General features: G+C 68.3%; 13 protein-coding genes. 6 read left to right on the plus strand and 7 right to left on the minus strand.

The window, feature by feature from the left end:
- Nucleotides 1-145 precede the first annotated feature (145 nt).
- From B5X82_RS02465 to B5X82_RS02475, 3 genes are all read right to left on the minus strand, one after another.
- Nucleotides 146-886 carry a TorF family putative porin gene (locus B5X82_RS02465; RefSeq protein WP_235862575.1) on the minus strand — a complete coding sequence of 247 codons (741 nt, stop codon included), beginning with the start codon at nucleotides 884-886 and terminating at the stop codon, nucleotides 146-148.
- Nucleotides 887-888: 2 nt separating this feature from the next.
- Nucleotides 889-1,326, minus strand: a complete 438-nt coding sequence (locus tag B5X82_RS02470; RefSeq protein ID WP_079646433.1) for a hypothetical protein — start codon at nucleotides 1,324-1,326, stop codon at nucleotides 889-891.
- A gap of 114 nt (nucleotides 1,327-1,440) precedes the next feature.
- Complete coding sequence (locus B5X82_RS02475) at nucleotides 1,441-2,826, minus strand: M20/M25/M40 family metallo-hydrolase (RefSeq protein WP_223811337.1); 1,386 nt, start codon at nucleotides 2,824-2,826, stop codon at nucleotides 1,441-1,443.
- Between the two features lie 104 nt (nucleotides 2,827-2,930).
- Between B5X82_RS02475 and ettA the strand changes: the two genes are divergently transcribed.
- Complete coding sequence (gene ettA, locus B5X82_RS02480; RefSeq protein ID WP_079646435.1) at nucleotides 2,931-4,610, plus strand: energy-dependent translational throttle protein EttA; 1,680 nt, start codon at nucleotides 2,931-2,933, stop codon at nucleotides 4,608-4,610.
- A gap of 89 nt (nucleotides 4,611-4,699) precedes the next feature.
- Here ettA and B5X82_RS02485 read toward each other — a convergent pair whose 3' ends face one another.
- Together B5X82_RS02485 and B5X82_RS02490 are read right to left on the minus strand one after the other, a co-directional pair.
- On the minus strand, nucleotides 4,700-5,119 hold the full coding sequence (locus tag B5X82_RS02485) for a hypothetical protein (protein WP_079646436.1): 420 nt from the start codon (nucleotides 5,117-5,119) through the stop codon (nucleotides 4,700-4,702).
- Between the two features lie 82 nt (nucleotides 5,120-5,201).
- Entirely contained in the window at nucleotides 5,202-5,834 is a 633-nt protein-coding gene (locus B5X82_RS02490; protein ID WP_079646437.1) for a carbonic anhydrase, read from the minus strand.
- A gap of 66 nt (nucleotides 5,835-5,900) precedes the next feature.
- On the opposite strand from B5X82_RS02490, the gene lipA reads away from it, so the two are divergent.
- On the plus strand, nucleotides 5,901-6,839 hold the full coding sequence (lipA, locus tag B5X82_RS02495) for a lipoyl synthase (protein WP_079646438.1): 939 nt from the start codon (nucleotides 5,901-5,903) through the stop codon (nucleotides 6,837-6,839).
- 1 nt (nucleotide 6,840) lies between these two features.
- Nucleotides 6,841-7,326: a type II toxin-antitoxin system RatA family toxin gene (locus tag B5X82_RS02500; protein WP_079646439.1), complete on the plus strand. Its 486-nt coding sequence runs from the start codon at nucleotides 6,841-6,843 to the stop codon at nucleotides 7,324-7,326.
- On the opposite strand, the gene B5X82_RS02505 is transcribed toward B5X82_RS02500, so the two are convergent.
- Nucleotides 7,263-7,799, minus strand: coding sequence for a CinA family protein (locus B5X82_RS02505; RefSeq protein WP_079646440.1), 537 nt, complete (start codon nucleotides 7,797-7,799; stop codon nucleotides 7,263-7,265). The two genes, B5X82_RS02500 and B5X82_RS02505, sit on opposite strands and share 64 nt — an antisense overlap.
- A 15-nt stretch (nucleotides 7,800-7,814) precedes the next feature.
- Nucleotides 7,815-8,963 carry a bifunctional 2-C-methyl-D-erythritol 4-phosphate cytidylyltransferase/2-C-methyl-D-erythritol 2,4-cyclodiphosphate synthase gene (locus B5X82_RS02510; protein ID WP_079646441.1) on the minus strand — a complete coding sequence of 383 codons (1,149 nt, stop codon included), beginning with the start codon at nucleotides 8,961-8,963 and terminating at the stop codon, nucleotides 7,815-7,817.
- Nucleotides 8,964-9,190: 227 nt separating this feature from the next.
- Between B5X82_RS02510 and dusB the strand changes: the two genes are divergently transcribed.
- The 3 genes from dusB to ntrC are packed head-to-tail and all read left to right on the plus strand — an operon-like array spanning nucleotide 9,191 to nucleotide 12,743.
- Entirely contained in the window at nucleotides 9,191-10,192 is a 1,002-nt protein-coding gene (gene dusB, locus B5X82_RS02515; protein ID WP_079646442.1) for a tRNA dihydrouridine synthase DusB, read from the plus strand.
- Nucleotides 10,168-11,289 (plus strand): two-component system sensor histidine kinase NtrB, encoded by a 1,122-nt coding sequence (locus B5X82_RS02520; RefSeq protein ID WP_079646443.1) that lies wholly within the window; start codon nucleotides 10,168-10,170, stop codon nucleotides 11,287-11,289. Before dusB ends, B5X82_RS02520 begins: the two co-directional genes overlap by 25 nt.
- Nucleotides 11,286-12,743 (plus strand): nitrogen regulation protein NR(I), encoded by a 1,458-nt coding sequence (ntrC, locus tag B5X82_RS02525; protein WP_079646444.1) that lies wholly within the window; start codon nucleotides 11,286-11,288, stop codon nucleotides 12,741-12,743. Before B5X82_RS02520 ends, ntrC begins: the two co-directional genes overlap by 4 nt.
- Nucleotides 12,744-12,776: the final 33 nt, after the last annotated feature.

A 12,776-nucleotide genomic window follows, 5' to 3' on the forward strand; every position in this document is an offset into this window, starting at 1 on the left:
GAGACATGATCCTATGGGGCAAGCTGTGACGGAAGACCACGGCGCCTGTCCATTGTGGATCAAAAGCGCTGCCAGTTCACGAGCGATGCGGGCCGAAATCCCGAACTATCGAAACGGAAGTGCTACTGCCGACGACGGAAGACGCTCATAGCGTGACCCCAATCCGCGCCGAAACCCGCCGTCCGGCGTCGGCGGCGATCGGGCCGGTGGCGATGCGGTGGCCGTGCCAGGTGTCGGTCAGGTCGACGCCGACCGTGAACGGACCTATGACATAGTCGACGCGCAGCGCCGCGTCGGTGTAGCGGCCGTGCGGGCGGAGGCGGGCGGAGCGGACGGGGTCGTGGGACGTGCCGCTCGACCGGCCGACCTGCGCGACGACCGTGACCGGCGTCCCGACGATCGCGACCGCGGCGCTGGCGGCGAGGTAGAGATTGTCGCCGCCGATCGCATCCTGCTTCGGAGCGTAGAGGCCGAACAGGTCGAGCTGGACGGGACCGATCGTCGTCCCCGCGCCGCCGCCCAGCTCGACATAGTTGCCGCCGCCATGGCCGGGGAAGGCGTGGTGGCTGATCTGGGCGTCGGCCCGGATCGCGCCGAAGTCCTTTCGATAGACGATCGCGCTGTCGATGCCGGCCGCGGCGCCGTCGTGCCGCGCGCTATGGCGCAATGTCGTGCCCGCGACCGAGACCGAAAGGCCGTCGGCGGGTTGCAGCGACAGCCGCGCGCTCGCCGCCGGACGGCCGTCGCTCCAGCTCAGCCCGCGACGGCGCTCGTCGCTGGTCAGCGTGGCGGAGAGCGAGGGCGACCAATCCGCCGCCCGCGCCGCCTGCATCGCCTGGCCCCCAAGCAGCAGGCCGGAAAGGATCGTGGCTGCCCGGAGACGCACGATCAGCTCGCGTTCGGCCGCGCGGCGGCCTCGAGTTCGGCGAGCAGGGTCGCGCGGTCGCGCTCGACCACCGCCAGGACATGGCGGCGCACCTCGTCGCCACGCTCGGCGACCTGGCGCTCGATCGCCTTCTTCGCCGCGGAGCAGGTGCCGGGCTGGCTGCCCTTGAGCTGCAGTCCGGTGTCGACGACGCGGCTGAGTCCGTCGGCGCCGCCCAGCCTGCGTTCGACGGCCACCCGTGCGATCCAGGCACAGCGGACGACCCCGCCGGTCCGTGTCGGCGGCGACATCCCGGTCTGGCGGGTGCTGAGCGCGGTGGTCGCCCGATAGTCGATCGTCACGGGCGAGCCGCGATGCTCGATCGTCGTGCGATGGAGATGGCCTCCATCCGCGCCCGCCAGGGATGCGGTCAGCGCCCCCAAAAGCATCATCATGGTCATTGCATTCTCCTGCTTGCGTCGCCCTTGTTCGGGCGATCGCGACAGCCGAGGTATGACCGCTGTGTTGCTGGTCCTTTGCTGGGCGGCGACATTTGCCGCCGCCGCCCGCCGGGATCAGTGAGCGCCGGGCGGGACCGGGCCATAGTCGGTCGGGTCGTTGGCGGTGACCGACAGCAGCGCCGTCCAGGCGGCGACGTTCTGCCGGAGCTGCACCGGATCGACCTTGTCGAGCGTGTCGTCGGGCGTGTGGTGGAGGTCGAAATAGCGGGTGCCGTCCTGGCCCAGCTCGATTACCGGGATGCCGAGCTTCTGGATCTCGGAGATGTCCGATCCCGACGCGTCGCCGTTCCGGGGCGCAAGCTGGATGCCGAGCGGAGCAAGCGCCGCGGCCAGCGGCTTCATGGCAGGCAGGGCGGCCTCGGCGACCGATGTCTGGAAGCGCCAGATGCGGTCGGCGCCGAAATCGGACTCGGCGAGCAGGTGGTGCTTCTCGCCCTTGTGCTTCTCGCGATAGGCGGCGCCGCCGAACAGGCCGATCTCCTCCGATCCGAACCAGACGACGCGGATCGTGCGCAGCGGCTGCCCGGCATCCATGATCCGCTTGGCGGCCGCGGTGGTGATCGCGACGCCGGCCGCATCGTCGATCGCCCCGGTGCCCTGGTCCCAGCTGTCGAGATGCCCGCCGACCAGCACGATCCCGGCATCGGGATCGCGGCCCGGCACCTCGGCAATGACGTTGCCCGACAGGCGCTTGCCGGCCATCCGGGCCGTCGCCTTGAGCGCCACCGTCACCGGCTTGCCGCGCTTCAGCACCCGTTCGAGCTGATCGGCGTCGGGATTGGCGAGCGCCAGCGCCGGAATCGGCTGCGCGCCGTCGCTCCAGCTTTGCGAGCCGGTGTGCGGCGCGCGGTGATGGTCGGTGCCGATCGAGCGGATCAGGATCGCGGCGGCGCCGAGCTTGGAGGCGACCGAGGGGCCTTCGCGGCGGACCTTGCCGACCGTGCCGTAATGCGATCCGTCCTGGGTCACCGCCATGCGGTGGGTGAGGAAGACGATCTTGCCCTTCACCGCCGCGGGATCGGCTGCCTTGAGCGAATCGAGGCTGTCGAAGCCGATCACCTCGGCGGTCAGCCCCTTGGTCGGCGTCGCGGCGCTGTTGCCGAGCGCGGTGAGGACGAGCGGCTGCGGATAGGGGGCGACGATCGCGGCGCTCGCCTCGCCGCGCTCCCAATAGGGAACCTCGAACGGCTCGATGCGGACGTTGGAGAAGCCGAGCGCCTTGAGCCGGGCGACCGCCCAGTCGCGGGCGCGCGCCTCGGCATCGCTGCCGGCGAGCCGGGGGCCGATCTCGGTGGTGAGGCCTTCGGTGATGTCCCAGGCGACGGTGTCGGTCAGCGCCGCATCGCGCAGCGCGGCGGTTTCTTCCGGCTTGGCCTGGGCGAGGAGCGGGGAGGAAAGGGCGGCGGAGGCGGCGAGCGCCAGCAACGAAATTTTCTTCATGGGGTTGGTTGCTAACCGCCCGCTCCCCATTTGCCAATTGTCGTGTCGTCGGTTAGTGGCGGCGGCAAATCCCAGCCCTTGACGTTCGATGAGGTTCGCGCCCGATGGCCGTGCAATATAGTTTCGTGATGAAGGGTCTGACCAAGACCTTCCCCGGCGCCAACAAGCCGCTGTTCAACAACATCCACCTGCAGTTCCTGCCGGGGACGAAGATCGCGATCATCGGCGTCAACGGCGCCGGCAAGTCGACCCTGATGAAGGTCATGGCCGGGCTGGACACCGATTATTCGGGCGAAGCCTGGGCCGCCGAGGGTGTCAGCGTCGGCTATCTGCCGCAGGAGCCGCAGCTCGATCCAGACAAGACGGTCAAGCAGAACGTCATGGACGGCGTCCGCGAGGTCGCGGACATGATCGAGCGCTTCAACGCGATCTCGGCCGAGATGGGCGACCCCAAGGACGACACCGATTTCGACGCGCTGATGGAGGAGATGGGCGTCCTCCAGGAGAAGATCGACGCGGCCGACGGCTGGACGCTCGACAACCAGCTCGAGATCGCGATGGAAGCGCTGCGCTGCCCGCCTGGCGACCTGCCGGTCACCGGTCTGTCGGGCGGTGAGAAGCGCCGCGTCGCGCTGTGCCGCCTGCTGCTCGAAAAGCCCGATATCCTGCTGCTCGACGAGCCGACCAACCATCTCGACGCCGAAAGCGTCGCCTGGCTCGAACAGCATCTGGTCGACTATCCGGGCAACGTCATCCTCGTCACCCACGACCGCTACTTCCTCGACAATGTCGTGGGCTGGGTGCTCGAGCTCGATCGCGGCCGGGGCATTCCCTATGAAGGCAATTATTCGTCATGGCTCGACGCCAAGGCGAAGCGCATGGAGCAGGAAGAGCGCGAGGACGCCGGTCGCCAGAAGGCGATCAAGGAAGAGCTGGAATGGATCCGGCAGAGCCCAAAGGCGCGCCAGACCAAGTCGAAGGCGCGTATCCGCGCGTTCGACGAACTGGTCGAGAAGCAGAACAACCGCGCCCCCGGCAAGGCCCAGATCGTCATCCAGACCCCCGAGCGCCTCGGCGGCAAGGTGATCGAGGCCAAGGGGCTTACGAAGTCCTATGGCGACAAGAAGCTGTTCGAGGGGCTCGACTTCACTTTGCCGCCGGGCGGCATCGTCGGCGTGATCGGGCCGAACGGCGCGGGCAAGACCACGCTGTTCCGGCTGATCACCGGCCAGGAGACGCCTGACGCAGGCTCGATCGACATCGGCCCGACCGTCAAGCTGGGCTTCGTCGACCAGAGCCGGGACGCGCTCGATCCCAACAAGAACGTCTGGGAGGAAGTGTCGGAGGGTCATGACATCATGACCGTCGGCAAGTTCGAGATGTCGACCCGCGCCTATGTCGGTGCGTTCAACTTCAAGGGCCCCGACCAGCAGAAGAAGGTCGGCCAGCTCTCGGGCGGCGAACGCAACCGCGTCCACATGGCGAAGATGCTCCGCAAGGGCGGCAACGTCCTGCTGCTCGACGAGCCGACCAACGACCTCGACGTCGAGACGCTGCGCGCGCTCGAGGAGGCGCTGGAGAATTTCGCGGGCTGTGCGGTGGTGATCAGCCACGACCGCTTCTTCCTCGACCGCCTCGCCACCCACATCCTCGCCTTCGAGGGCGACGGCCATGTCGAGTGGTTCGAAGGCAATTTCGAAAGCTATGAGGAAGACAAGCGCCGCCGCCTCGGCGACGCTGCCGACCGCCCCGGCGCCGGAGCGTACAAGAAGCTGACGCGCTAAGGAAAAAAGCCCGGACCTCAAGGGGTTCCGGGCTTTTTCTTGCTCACCCCAACCCCGTCATCCTGGCGAAGGCCAGGATGACGATTCCCTCACATATAGTTCAGCGGGTCCGGGGTCGGCAGCTTGCAGGCGCTCTGGTAGCCGCGCTTGCACATCGCGACCTGGGCGCGCCAGTCGCGCATTGCCATGGCATAAGCCTCGCGCTGGCGGATGAAGGTCGCGTCATTCTCGAGGACCTCGCGATTGTGCTGGCGCAGCGCTGCGGCATAGGCGGCCTTGTCGGCCTCATATTGGGCCTGGTTCTCTTCGTTCTGCGCCTGCGCGACGGCGTTGTTGGTCTGGGCCTGGGCAATCGCATTCCCGACCTGGCCGTTGAGCGCCCGGGTCTGCGGAACCTCGCGGGCATCGGCGGCCTGATGGGCGGCGTCGGTCTGGACCGGGCCGCCCTGGGCGGCGAGCGGGGCGACGGCGATCAGCGCGGTGATCGCCAGGATCGAACGGGCTATCATGGTCAAGCTCCTCAACAAAACTGTCGAGGGGCTCAACGAATGGAGGGGGGCGGGCGTTCCGGCCCTCTCGTCGAGGGAGTCGTCAGACCGGTGAAAACTCGCCGGTCTCCTCGTCGAGCAAGTGGAGGATGCCGTCGGCGACCGCAAAATAGGCGCCGTGGATCTTCAGCCTGCCCTTCTGCTCGCGGATCGGCACGCAGGGGAAGGTCCGCAGATTGGCGATCGAGACCTTGACCGCCTCCCATTCCAGCGCGCGCACGGCTTCCTCGCCATGGCCATGCTCGGCGACCACCTTGTCGCGCGCCTCGTCGAGCATCGACATCCAATCGGAGATGAAGCCGCCCTGGCCCTTCTCGGCATTCTCGAAGCGGCGGGTGAGCGCCGCCGCGCAGCCGCCGCAGCTCTGGTGGCCGAGCACGACGATTTCGGGTACTTCGAGCTGGGTCACCGCGAACTCCAGCGCCGCCGAGACGCCGTGGAGGCCGGCCGTGGTCTCGAACGGCGGCACCATGTTGGCGACGTTGCGGACCATGAAGATCTCGCCGGGCGAGGTGTCGAAGATGATCGTCGGATCGACCCGGCTGTCGGAACAGGCGATCACCATCAAACGGGGATCCTGTCCGGAAGCCAGTTGAGTCCAGCGTTCGCGTTGCTGTTTCCAGCCATTCGCCTTGAAGCGGCGATAGCCCTCGATGAGCCCGGAGAAGTCGGTCATGAGCGAGTGCCCTAGACCCGAGCGCGGGGGCTGGCAAGTGCGGTCCTTATCGCCTATCTGGCATCCATGAGCGAACCCCTGCCGATCACCGACGCCCCGAAGCAGCGCAAGCCCGACTGGATCCGGGTCAAGGCGCCGATGGGCCAGGCCTTTTCCGATACCAAGGCGCTGATGCGCCGCCTCAACCTTGCCACCGTGTGCGAGGAGGCGGCCTGCCCGAACATCGGCGAATGCTGGACCAAGAAGCATGCGACGGTGATGATCCTGGGCGATACCTGTACCCGGGCTTGCGCCTTCTGCAACGTCAAGACGGGCATGCCGCGCCCGGTCGACGTGCTGGAGCCGCAGCATGTCGCGGATGCGGCGGCCGAGCTGGGGCTGGAGCATATCGTCGTCACCTCGGTCGATCGCGACGACCTGCCCGATGGTGGCGCCAGGCAGTTCGTCAAGGTGATCGAGGCGCTGCGCCGGACCACGCCCAAGACGACGATCGAGATCTTGACCCCGGATTTTCGCAACAAGGCCGATGCGGCGATCGACATGATCGTCGCGGCGCGGCCCGACGTCTACAACCATAATCTCGAAACGGTGCCGAGGCTCTATCCGACGATCCGGCCGGGCGCGCGCTATTATGCGTCGCTGCGCCTGCTGGAGACGGTCAAGCGGCTCGACCCGACGATCTTCACCAAGTCGGGCATCATGGTCGGGCTGGGCGAGGAGCGGCTGGAGGTCCACCAGGTGATGGACGACATGCGCTCGGCCGACATCGATTTCCTGACGATGGGCCAATATCTCCAGCCGACGCCGAAGCACGCCAAGGTCGCCGACTTCGTCGCGCCCAAGACGTTCGAGGCCTATGCCGCGATCGCGCGGGCCAAGGGCTTCCTGCTGGTCGCCGCGACCCCGCTGACCCGGTCGAGCTATCATGCCGGTGACGATTTCGTGAAGCTGCGCGACGCCCGCAATGCCGAGCTGGCCCGCAAGGCGGCAGTCCCGGCCGTCTGACATGCCTCGCCACCGCGAGACCCGGACGCTGCCCTATAGCCCGGAGCAGATGTACGCGCTCGTCGCCGACGTCGCGTCCTATGCCGAATTCCTGCCCTGGGTATCGGCAGTGCGCGTCCGGTCGAACAGCGAGACCGAAATGGTCGCCGACCTGATGGTCGGCTTCAAGGCGCTTCGCGAGAAGTTCACCTCGAAGGTGACCAAGCGGCGGCCGGTGAGCATCCATGTCGATTATATCGAAGGACCGCTCAAGTTCCTCCACAACGACTGGACCTTCACCGCCGACGGCAAGGGCGGCACGATCGTCGACTTCGCGATCGATTTCGAGTTCAAGTCGCGGCTGTTCGAGATGATCGCCGGCCAGATGTTCGATCGGGCGCTGAGGATGATGATCAACGCCTTCGAGGAACGTGCGGCGAAGCTTTACGGCTCCTCGGCCAGCGTGGCGCCGGGCATCAGCAGTTCGAGCGCGCACAGCGCCGCCTGAAGGCGGACGCCGCCGCGTCCCAGATCGCCGAAATGGCGCTTGTCGGCGGCGATGTCCTCGGGATCGGCGCCCTTGCGGGCGCGGCCGAACACCACCGTGCCGACCGGTTTCTTCTCGCTGCCGCCGCCAGGACCGGCGACGCCGGTGATCGCTACCGCGGTATCGGCGCCGCTCTTCTCCAGCGCGCCGCGCGCCATCGCCCAGGCGACCGCGATCGACACCGCGCCGAATGTCTCGATCATTTCGACCGACACGCCGAGCAGCGAGATCTTGGCCTCGTTCGAATAGGTGACGAAGCCGCAGCCGAGCACGTCCGACGACCCCGGAATCTCGGTCAGCGCGGCGGCGACGAGGCCGCCGGTGCAGCTCTCCGCGACTGCGATCTTGCGGCCTTCGGCGCGGTTCGCCTCGATCACGCGGCGCGCGGCCTCCACCAGTTCGGGGGGCAGCAATATGTCTCGGTGCTCGGTCACGATCTCTTCCCCTCGCTATATGGACGGCACGCGCACCGTTGCAACCGCCTGGGCTGCGATCCCCTCGCGTCGGCCGGTGAAGCCGAGCCGCTCGGTGGTGGTCGCCTTGACGCTGACCTGGCCGGCGGCGAGGCCCAGCAGGCTCGCGATCCGGTCGCGGATCGCCTCGCGGTGCGGGCCGACCTTGGGCGCCTCGCAGATGATCGTCAGGTCGACGAAATCGACGATTCCGCCCGCTGCGGCGACGAGGTCGCGGGCATGGGCCAGGAACATCGCCGAATCGGCGCCTTTCCAGCGCTGGTCGCTGGGCGGGAAATGGCTGCCGATGTCGCCCGCCGCGATCGTGCCGAGCAGCGCGTCGGTCAGCGCGTGGAGCGCGACGTCGGCGTCGCTGTGCCCGGCGAGGGCGCGGTCATGGGCGATGCGGACGCCGCCGAGCTGGACCCCGTCGCCGGCTGTGAAGCCGTGGACGTCGAAGCCCATCGCGGTGCGGCTGATCATCGCCATCCTTCCTTCGGCGGCCTCGAAATCGGCGGCATAAGTGAGCTTCTCCAGGCTGCGGTCGCCCTCGACGATCGCGACCGACAGGCCGTGGGCGCGCGCGACCTGCGCGTCGTCGGTCGCCTCACGCGCCGTATCCCATGCCCGGTGCGCGGCGAGGATGTCTACGCGGCGGAAGGCCTGCGGCGTCTGGATGCGATGGAGCCCGTCGCGCGGCACGCTGTCGCCGAGCCGGGCGTCGCCCTTCGCCAGCGTGTCGGCGACGGCCAGCGCGGGGACGGCGCCGTCGCTGCCGTCGAGCGCGGCGATCAGCCGGTCGATCACCGCGGCGGGCAGGAAGGGGCGGGCGGCGTCGTGGATCAGGACGATGTCGGCGTCGATCGCCGCCAGCCCCGCGATCACCGAATCGCGCCGGGTCGCGCCGCCGGTCACGGGCGGGGGCAGGGCACGCACGCCGATCGCTTCGGCATGGAGCGCCTCCTGGCCGGCGCCGATCACGAGCTGGACACTGCCGATCGCCGGATGGCGTGCCAGCGCGTCGATGGCATGAGCGAGCACCGCCTTGCCGCCGATCCGGCGATATTGCTTGGGTACGCCACCGCCGCTGCGGACGCCCTGTCCGGCGGCGACGATCAAGGCGGCGATGCTCGGCTTCCCCGTCATGCGCCGGGCTTTAGGTGGGGGGAGTCGAACAGTAAAGCTCAGGCGCCGTCGTCCTTTCCCCGTCATCCTGGCGAAAGCCAGGATCTCCCTTCTTTCCCGGGACGCGGGAAGGCAGGGAGATGCCAGCTTTCGCTGGAATGACGATTTGGTTGGGCAATGCCACGTCGCTTGCTCCCCGGACGCTTTGCGGGTAGAGCGATTGCCGCTTTTTTAGGCAATATGGCTTCATGACCCCCAGACTGCGCCCTATCGACATCGGTCCCGTGCGGATCGACAGCCCCGTGATTCTCGCGCCGATGACCGGCGTGAGCGACCTGCCGTTCCGCAAGGTGGTGCGCGGCTATGGATCGGGGCTGAACGTCACCGAGATGATCGCCAGCCAGGCGGCGATCCGCGAGACGCGCCAGTCGGTGCAGAAGGCGCTGTGGGACCCGGCCGAGGAACCGGTGTCGATGCAGCTGGTCGGCTGCACGCCACGCGAGATGGGCGAGGCGGCGAAGCTCAGTCAGGATCGCGGCGCGGCGATCATCGATATCAACATGGGCTGCCCGGTCCGCAAGGTCGTCAACGGCGACGCGGGATCGGCCCTGATGCGGACGCCGGAGCTGGCGGTCGAGATCGTCAGGGCGACGGTGGCGGCGGTCGAGGTGCCGGTCACGCTCAAGATGCGGATGGGCTGGGACCATGACAGCCTCAACGCCCCCGAACTGGCCCGTATCGCCGAGGATGTCGGCGTGAAGATGATCACCGTCCATGGCCGCACCCGTTGCCAGATGTACAAGGGATCGGCCGACTGGGCGTTCATCCGCCGGGTCAAGGACGCCGTGTCGATCCCGGTGATCGTCAACGGTGACATCTGCTCCATCGAGGATGCCGAGACGGCGCTCGACCAGTCGGGCGCCGACGGGCTGATGATCGGGCGCGGCGCCTATGGCCGGCCGTGGCTGCTCTCGCAGGTGATGCATTATCTCGCCACTGGGGAGCGCAGGCTCGATCCGACTATCGAGGAACAATATCACGTTATCCTCGCGCATTATCATGCGATGCTTGAACTCTATGGCAAGGAGGTCGGCGTCAACATGGCCCGCAAGCACATCGGCTGGTACACCAAGGGGCTGCCAGGCTCGGCGGAGTTCCGCAACAAGGTCAACCAGGAACCCGACGCCGCGCGGGTCATCGCCATGCTCGGAGAGTTTTACGCGCCATGGCTCTCCCGGGCAGCAGCCTGATCCGCTTCGGGCGGCGCGCACCGGCGGCGGACGGCCCCGCCGATCCTCCTTCCGCGGCCGAGATCATGGCGGCGATGGCGACCGCGGTGCTGACGATCGACCCCGAAGGCCAGGTCGTCGAGATCAACGCGGCCTGCGAATCGCTGTTCAACCTCAGCCGTAACCAGATCGTCGGGCACGGCGTGCTCGACGCGATCGGGCATCCGTTGACGACGATGCCCAGCGATGCGCCTTTCGCCGCCTATGACATCGACATCATGCTGCCCGGCGGGCGGCGGATGCGGGTCGACCTGATGGTGGCGCCGCTGCCCGACCGGCCGGGCTGGCGCGCGGTGTCGATCCACGGCCATGCCCGTAGCGCGATCGGCGCCCGCTCGATCGACCGCGAGGGCGGCACCCGCACCGCCGTCGCCGCCGCGGCGATGCTGGCGCACGAGGTGAAGAACCCGCTATCGGCGGTGCGCGGCGCGGCACAATTGCTCGAGACGAGCTGCGACGAGGAATCGCGCCCGCTCACTCGGCTGATCCGCGAGGAAGTCGACCGCGTCGCCGCGCTGATCGACCGGATGCAGGGTTTCACCGACACCCGCCCGATCGAGATGGCGCCGCAGAACATCCACGCCATCCTCGGCCATGCGCGCGAGGTGGCGCTTAACGGCTTCGCGCAGGGACGGGTGATCCGAGAGATCTATGATCCGTCGCTGCCGGCCGTGCTCGGCCATCGCGATTCGCTGATCCAGATATTGATCAACCTGCTCAAGAACGCCGCCGAGGCAATGGGCGAGGCCCCGGGCGCGATCACGCTGACGACCGCCTATCGCCATGGCGTGTCGATGCGGCGCGCCGACGGCGACGCGCGCCAGCCGCTGCCGATCGAGCTGTGCGTGATCGACGAGGGCCCCGGCGCGCCGCCCGAGATCGAGGGCCATTTGTTCGATCCGTTCGTCACCACCAAGCGCACCGGCAGCGGCCTCGGCCTCGCGCTGGTGGAGAAGCTCGTTTCCGACCAGGGGGGAATCATTGAATATGCGCGTGAAGGCACTCCGCCGCGGACCGTGTTCCGCCTGCTGCTCCCCCGGGCACGGGTGACGGCATGACCGGAACGGGGGGCAGGGTCCTGGTCGTCGACGATGACGGCGCCATCCGCACCGTGGTGCGCGAGGCGCTGCGCCGCGCCGGCCACATCGTCGAGACGGCGGCCTCGGTCGCCGAACAACGCCGGCTGTTCGCCAGCTTCGATCCGCAGGTGCTCGTTACCGATGTCGTCCTGCCCGACGGCAACGGGCTCGACATCATTCCGGAGATGCTCCGCACCAATCCGGGCCTGCCCGTGATCGTTCTGTCGGCGCAGAACACCTTCACCACGGCGCTGCGCGCGACCGAGCAGGGGGCGTTCGATTATCTGCCCAAGCCGTTCGACCTGGGCGAACTGACCCGTGCGGTGTCGGACGCGCTCGCGGCGCGGACGGGTGGCGGTGCGGCGGCGTTCGACGGCGAGGCGGCCGAGGACCTGCCGCTGATCGGCCGGTCGCCGCCGATGCAGGAGGTCTACCGGACCATCGCCCGCGTCGTCGCCAACGACCTGACCGTGCTGGTGCTGGGCGAGTCGGGTACCGGCAAGGAGCTGGTTGCGCGCGCCATCCACGATTTCGGGCCGCGCGCCGCGGCGCCCTTCGTCGCGATCAACATGGCCGCGATCCCGCGCGAGCTGATCGAATCCGAGCTGTTCGGCCATGAGCGCGGCGCCTTCACCGGCGCGCAGGCGCGCAGCGCCGGCCGCTTCGAGCAGGCGCAGGGCGGCACGCTGTTCCTCGACGAGATCGGCGACATGCCGATGGAGGCGCAGACCCGGCTGCTCCGCGTCCTCCAGGCGGGCGAGTTCACCACGGTCGGCGGCACGCGGTCGATCCGCGCCGACGTCCGGATCATCGCCGCCACCCACAAGGACCTGCCCAGGCTGATTGCCGACGGCGGCTTCCGCGAGGATCTCTATTACCGCCTCAACGTCGTGCCGATCCGTCTGCCGGCATTGCGCCAGCGCGGCGACGATATCGGCGAGCTGGCACGCTTCTTCCTCGACCGGGCTGCGGCGGACGGCCTGCCGCGCAAGGCGCTCGATGCGGGGGCGGTCGCGCGGCTCGGCCAATATGGCTGGCCCGGCAACGTTCGCGAGCTCGAGAATCTGATGCGCCGGCTGGCGGTGCTGAGCCGCGAGGACGTGATCACCGCGGCGTTGGTGGAACAGCAGCTGCACCAGCGCCCGGCCGCCGAGACGCCGCCCCCCGTGCCGGCCGGCAGCGGCGGCCTCGCCGACGCGGTCGGGCAGCACCTCGCCCGCTATTTCACGACTTTCGGCCGCGACCTGCCGCCCGACGGGCTCTACGACCGGGTGCTGGCCGAGGTCGAGCGGCCGCTGCTCGAACTCAGCATGGCGGCGGCCAAGGGCAACCAGCTCCGCGCGGCGCGGCTGCTGGGGATCAACCGCAACACCCTGCGCAAGAAGCTGACCGATCTGGGGATCGATGCGGGAGCTTCGCGAAGGTTGGATTGAATTGTATCTCGTGATGCCGGCCGAGGCCGGCAT

Origin of the sequence: Rhizorhabdus histidinilytica, from assembly GCF_900167915.1 — a bacterium.
Taxonomy (GTDB): Bacteria; Pseudomonadota; Alphaproteobacteria; order Sphingomonadales; family Sphingomonadaceae; genus Rhizorhabdus; species Rhizorhabdus histidinilytica.

Excerpts from the sequence above, each read along its gene's own strand:
- B5X82_RS02470 (WP_079646433.1), bottom strand. The coding sequence starts at position 1,326 with ATGACCATGATGATGCTTTTGGGGGCGCTGACCGCATCCCTGGCGGGC.
- B5X82_RS02475 (WP_223811337.1), bottom strand. The coding sequence starts at position 2,826 with ATGAAGAAAATTTCGTTGCTGGCGCTCGCCGCCTCCGCCGCCCTTTCC.
- ettA (WP_079646435.1), top strand. The coding sequence starts at position 2,931 with ATGGCCGTGCAATATAGTTTCGTGATGAAGGGTCTGACCAAGACCTTC.
- B5X82_RS02485 (WP_079646436.1), bottom strand. The coding sequence starts at position 5,119 with ATGATAGCCCGTTCGATCCTGGCGATCACCGCGCTGATCGCCGTCGCC.
- B5X82_RS02490 (WP_079646437.1), bottom strand. The coding sequence starts at position 5,834 with ATGACCGACTTCTCCGGGCTCATCGAGGGCTATCGCCGCTTCAAGGCG.
- lipA (WP_079646438.1), top strand. The coding sequence starts at position 5,901 with ATGAGCGAACCCCTGCCGATCACCGACGCCCCGAAGCAGCGCAAGCCC.
- B5X82_RS02500 (WP_079646439.1), top strand. The coding sequence starts at position 6,841 with ATGCCTCGCCACCGCGAGACCCGGACGCTGCCCTATAGCCCGGAGCAG.
- B5X82_RS02510 (WP_079646441.1), bottom strand. The coding sequence starts at position 8,963 with ATGACGGGGAAGCCGAGCATCGCCGCCTTGATCGTCGCCGCCGGACAG.
- dusB (WP_079646442.1), top strand. The coding sequence starts at position 9,191 with ATGACCCCCAGACTGCGCCCTATCGACATCGGTCCCGTGCGGATCGAC.
- B5X82_RS02520 (WP_079646443.1), top strand. The coding sequence starts at position 10,168 with ATGGCTCTCCCGGGCAGCAGCCTGATCCGCTTCGGGCGGCGCGCACCG.
- ntrC (WP_079646444.1), top strand. The coding sequence starts at position 11,286 with ATGACCGGAACGGGGGGCAGGGTCCTGGTCGTCGACGATGACGGCGCC.